This is a genomic window from Streptococcus parasanguinis (assembly GCF_001578955.1).
In the GTDB taxonomy this organism is placed as follows: Bacteria; Bacillota; Bacilli; order Lactobacillales; family Streptococcaceae; genus Streptococcus; species Streptococcus parasanguinis_U.
Genome location: NZ_KQ969690.1, coordinates 293,733 through 299,270, shown reverse-complemented (window position 1 = coordinate 299,270; position 5,538 = coordinate 293,733). Strand labels below are relative to the sequence as shown.

The following is a 5,538-nucleotide window of genomic DNA, read 5'->3' as shown; positions in this document are numbered from 1 at the left end:
AACCTTAGGTTCAAAACTAAGTCATGGAACTTCGTAGAAGTTCGCTGACGTCCGTACTCACCTAAGGAAAGTTTTTAAGATAACTTTGTCTTTAATCTAAAGCTAGGAATCATTTCCTAGCTTTTTTACTTGATGTCGTCTGTTGCTACATCCGTTCCGAACCACTTCTTAGAAATCTTTTGGAATTGGCCCTTTTGATAGAGTTTTACGAAGGCTTCATCAATTTTTTTCTTCAAAGTTTTATCCGCCTTGCGCACTCCTACCGCAAAGGATTCTGTCTCAAACCCGACAGGAAAGACATTGTAGTCTTTTAAAATTCCTTCCGTCTGCAGATAATAGTTGGCATAGACACGGTCGATTAAGAGGCCATCGATCCGATCATTCTGAAGATCGATCAGCGCCTCGTTGAAACTCTGGTATTGGGTAGCCTTTTGATTTTTAACCTTATTTTTTAAGATTTTAGGATTGGCTTCAAAATCCATATAGCCAGACGATCCGGTCTGGGCACCTAATCGTTTCTCTTTCATCCCATCGACTGATTGGATCCCAGAGGCTTTCTTAGTGACCAAGACTTGTTCATTTTTCATATAGGGCTTGGTAAAAGCAACACTTTCCCGACGTTCATCTGTTGCAGAATAGCCATTCCAGATGGCATCAATGGTCCCATTTTTCAGTTCCGTCTCTTTCATATCCCAATCAATGGGTTGCCAGTTGACATGAATCCCATAAGATTCAAAGACTTGATTGGCCAAATCAATATCAAAACCAGCGTAGCTCCCATCTTTTTGTTCAAAGCCCATGGGAACGAAAGTATTATCAAAACCAATCGTGATGGACTGCTCTTTTTGGTATTTTTGCCAGTTGTCCACTTTAGGATCACTCACTGTCTGTCCACAGGCAGTCAGAAGAACGAGACTAAGGACACCTAGCAACCATGGTATTACTCGTTTCATCCTCTCCTCCTATTTAGGCTCAACCTTGAGAAGAACATCCGCAATTGCTTCTGCAAATGGAATATCATGGGTAACAACGATCTGAGTCATCCCCAGTTCCCGGTTTTGCAAGATTAACTTCTCAACTTCTAATCGCAATTCTGGATCCAAGGCCGAAGTTGGCTCATCATAGCCAATAATTTCTGGATCGATCATCATAGCACGAGCCAATGCCACCCGTTGCTTCTGACCACCAGATAGAGAGAATGGATAAGCATCCGCATGTTGTTCGAGTCCCAAACGCTCCAGTAAGCTCATGGCTTTTTTACTCGCTTCTTCCTTAGTAACATTCATGGTCTTGATAGGGGACAAGATCAGGTTTTCCATGACCGATAAGTGTGGAAATAATTGAAAGTCCTGGAAGACAAAACCAAGAAGATTTCGTTTTTCTAAGGCATCTAGAGGCAAATTTTCACCATTATAGACGATCTGACCAGAATCAATGGTTTCAAGACCAGCTAGCATGCGAAGCAAGGTGGTCTTTCCTCCTCCAGAAGGTCCAACAATGGCAACGATTTGTTTTTCAGGAACGAGAAGATTGAAATCTGATAAGATCTGCTTATCCCCAAACCGTTTCGAAATTTGTTTTAATTCTAACATATGCTTCTCCTCCTATTTATAATATGAAAACTTCTTTTCAACCCGCTTGGCAATGATGGTCACGATCCCAATGAGGATTAAATAAATAGCTCCCGCTAAAAACATGGGTGCTAGACTGGCATCACGATTGGCCGCCGTCCGACTAGCCAGGATCAAATCACTAATTCCCAGAGCATAGACCAAAGAAGTGTCTTTAATCAAGGACATGACTTCATTGAAGACGCTTGGAAGAACAATCTTCACCACCTGAGGTAAAATAATATAGCGAATCGTTTGCCAAGAACTCAATTTTAAGACCTTGGCCGCCTCATACTGCCCTGTCGGAATTGCGACAATTCCTCCACGGAAGATTTCCGCAAAATAGGCTGCATAATTAAGGGTGAAGGCTGTAATAGCCGCAGGCAACCGGTCAATCCGAATCCCAATACTTGGAAGGACGTAATAAATAAAGATCAACTGGAGCAATAGAGGGGTCCCTCGCATGATCCAGATATAAATCGTTAGGAGTCCATGCAGGATCTTTGAGCGCAATTGAAGCAAAAAGGCAACAACGATTCCTAATGGAATCGATAAAATCAATACGAAAGCAAACACTTGCAAGGTGAGGCTTGCTCCCTTTAACAAACTTGGTAAAATTTCCAAAGCATACTGCATAGCATTCTCCTCCTAAAAAATTATTTAATGAACATCTTACCACAAAAATGGAAAAAAAACTAGTTCATCATGATATTTATAAAAAAAAATAGCCTTTCGGCTATTCTTCTACTTTTATAAATCCAAATTTATTAAGAGGATAGAGACGCAGATTCACGACTCCTTCGATCTGATTTTTATGAATATAACCAAACTCACGACTATCTTCTGTATCCCCACGGTTATCATTTAAGACCAGATAAGTATCCGATGGGACACGACCAGCCTTGGTCCCTTTTAACTCTGATAAAAAGAAATCATCCGTATAATACCCATTACTCGTTGGAGCCGCTAAGTGTTTATTCAGCATTTTATTTAGGTAAGGTTCTGGTGTTGCCTGTCCATTCAAATAGAGGACGTCATCTACGTAGCTGACTTCATCGTTTTCTTTGGCAATGACACGTCCAAGGTATTCTTTTCCACCGACCTTGTATAAGACCAGATCACTGCGATCTACCTGAGCATTTCTAGTCGCTACCACAAGATCTCCATTTTTCACAGAAGCATTGGCCATCTTATCATTGATACTAAATGGATGAAATACAAAGATTCGTAATAAGATCAGTGCTAAAACCAGTACAGCGACAATGATGACATTTCTAATTAAATCTCTCCTTGGCATGAATGTCTCCCTTCCTTTTTATTTATTATACCATGTTTTCTGTCTTAAAAAAAGAGAAAGAAATCTTTGGAAGTGATTCTTATCAATAGTCACATCTAGAGAAAAAGCCGTTAGTATAAAGAAAAACCTCGCGGTCAATCCTTTCGGACCAACCAGCAAGGCTTTTAGATATAATTTTCTATTAACGTACTGTACGGATACGCATTGTGTTTGTACGAACAGCTTCTCCAACTGGTACACCAGCAACGATAACGATATCATCACCAGATTTAACAAGACCAGCTTCAACTGCTTTACGTTCAGCAATTTCGAACATATCGTCAGTTGATGAAGGAGCATCTGTCAACATTGGGATAACACCCCAGTTCAACATCAATCCACGTTCAGTCAATTCGTCAAATGTCAATGCCAAGATATCAGCATCTGGACGGTATTTAGAGATTAAACGTGCAGTGTGACCTGTCTTAGTCAATGTTACAACCAATTTGATATCCATTGAGTTTGTAGCATCTTTAACAGCTGAAGCCATAACTTCTGTCTTAGAGTTACGTTCAAATGAATCTGAGTTCAAACGTCCGTATTCTTTAAGAAGAGTTTGAGCGTTCATGTCGATTTTCGCCATTGTAGCTACAGATTCAAGTGGGTATTTACCGTTTGCAGATTCACCTGAAAGCATTGTAGCATCAGTACCATCGATAACAGCGTTGAAGACATCAGATACTTCTGAACGAGTTGCACGTGGTTTTTCAGTCATTGTTTCAAGCATGTTTGTTGCAGTGATAACAACTTTACCAGCAGCATTTACTTTAGAAGTAATCATTTTTTGGTAAACTGGAACCATTTCGAATGGTACTTCGATACCCATGTCACCACGAGCGATCATGATACCATCAGTAACTTCGATGATTTCATCCAAGTTTTCGATACCTTGTTGGTTTTCGATTTTCGCAAACAATTGAACGTGGCTGTTACCAGTTTCTTCACAGATAGCACGAACTTCTTGAACGTCTTTTGCAGTACGTACGAATGAGATCGCGATGAAGTTGATACCTTGTTCCAAACCGAAGCGGATATCGTCGTTATCGCGTTCAGCAAGTGCTGGGAAAGGAATCTTAGTGTTAGGGATGTTTACACCTTTTTGTTTAGCGATGATACCATCGTTTTCAACTTCAACAACAAATTCACGTTTTGCAGCGTCTTTTTCTACAACGCGAAGACCCAATTTACCATCATCAACCAATACTTGGTGTCCAACTTCAACGTCATCAAAGATGTCAAGCGCACCAGCAACGTTCAAAGCAATCACTTCACGAGTTGATTTAATACCTTGTTTTGTAGCAACGCGGATACGTTCACCAGTCTTGTATGAATATTCTTTAGCTTCGCCTTCGAACAATTCAGTACGGATTTCAGGACCTTTTGTATCAAGAAGGTAACCAACTTTTTTACCAGCGATTTCTTCTGCACGTTTAACAGTCGCCATACGTTCACCTTGTTCTTGGTGGTCACCGTGTGAGAAGTTGAAACGGAAAGTGTTAGCACCAGCTTCAATTAATTTAGCAATGTTTTGTGCTGAAGCTTCAACGTCAAGTTTTTCACCCCAGTATCCATCTTCACCAAATTTTTTACCACCACGGATTTCTACCGCAGGACCCAAAGTTGCAACGATTTTTACACGTTTGTTCATGATATATATGACTCCTTTTTAAATATATCTGTCTTTTTAAGACAAGGTTAACGAATTTATGAAATAAAATTAAATTGAAGACAAGCTACGGTTCAACTCGGCAAGACCAAGATCAGCTTTATGTGGATTGTTTACCACAATCTTACCATCTTCTGTCAAGCTAAAGAGGGCTCCTTCTTCTGCTTTACCAAGGATTGGATTTTCCACCATTTTTTCATTACGAATACCAACGGCTACACCACCGATTCCTTGTTTCAACAATTTAACTGCGTGTGCTCCCATACGTGAAGCAAGAACACGGTCACGCGCAGTAGGTGAACCACCACGTTGGATGTGGCCAAGCTCAGTCACACGAAGGTCACTTTCATCACCAGCTTCTTTCAACGCTTTACCAAATTCATCTGCAGACATCACGCCTTCAGCCAAGATAATGATGTTGTGGGTACGACCTTTTGCGTAACCTTCTTTGATACTTTCAACAACGTTCTCGATCTTGAATCCTTCTTCAGGGATGATAATTTCATCCGCACCAGATGCAATCCCTGCCCAAAGAGCGATATCTCCAGCATTACGTCCCATAACTTCAATTACGAAAGTACGGTGGTGACTAGATGAAGTATCACGGATCTTATCGATCGCATCCATTGCAGTTGTGACTGCAGTATCAAAACCAATTGTAAAATCAGTTCCGACGATATCATTGTCGATCGTACCAGGAAGACCAACAGCTGGGAATCCAAGCTCAGTCAAGCGCATCGCACCATGGTAAGAACCATCTCCACCAATAACGACAACACCTTCGATCCCGTGTTTCTTCAATTGCTCGATCCCTTTTAATTGACCTTCGCGTTGTGCGAATTCAGGGTAACGTGCTGAGTGAAGGAAGGTACCACCGCGGGAAATAATATCTCCAACAGATGAGGCATCAAGGGGCTGGATTTTAC

General features: G+C 41.0%; 6 protein-coding genes. All 6 read right to left on the bottom strand.

The annotated features are described in order from the left end of the window. Nucleotides 1–125: 125 nt before the first annotated feature. The gene (locus SPADD19_RS05285) at nucleotides 126–953 is read right to left on the bottom strand and encodes an amino acid ABC transporter substrate-binding protein (RefSeq protein ID WP_014713119.1); all 828 of its coding nucleotides are present in this window, start codon (nucleotides 951–953) and stop codon (nucleotides 126–128) included. A 9-nt stretch (nucleotides 954–962) separates the two neighbouring features. Beyond that, complete coding sequence (locus tag SPADD19_RS05280) at nucleotides 963–1,592, bottom strand: amino acid ABC transporter ATP-binding protein (RefSeq protein ID WP_014713118.1); 630 nt, start codon at nucleotides 1,590–1,592, stop codon at nucleotides 963–965. 12 nt (nucleotides 1,593–1,604) lie between these two features. Next, the gene (locus SPADD19_RS05275; RefSeq protein ID WP_061455444.1) at nucleotides 1,605–2,246 is read right to left on the bottom strand and encodes an amino acid ABC transporter permease; all 642 of its coding nucleotides are present in this window, start codon (nucleotides 2,244–2,246) and stop codon (nucleotides 1,605–1,607) included. A gap of 100 nt (nucleotides 2,247–2,346) precedes the next feature. Then, the gene (gene lepB / locus SPADD19_RS05270) at nucleotides 2,347–2,907 is read right to left on the bottom strand and encodes a signal peptidase I (RefSeq protein ID WP_004220170.1); all 561 of its coding nucleotides are present in this window, start codon (nucleotides 2,905–2,907) and stop codon (nucleotides 2,347–2,349) included. A 181-nt stretch (nucleotides 2,908–3,088) separates the two neighbouring features. Further along, nucleotides 3,089–4,594 carry a pyruvate kinase gene (gene pyk / locus SPADD19_RS05265; protein ID WP_061455443.1) on the bottom strand — a complete coding sequence of 502 codons (1,506 nt, stop codon included), beginning with the start codon at nucleotides 4,592–4,594 and terminating at the stop codon, nucleotides 3,089–3,091. Between the two features lie 69 nt (nucleotides 4,595–4,663). Then, the coding region (locus SPADD19_RS05260; protein ID WP_241496480.1) for an ATP-dependent 6-phosphofructokinase at nucleotides 4,664–5,538 on the bottom strand (875 nt) is incomplete at its 5' end.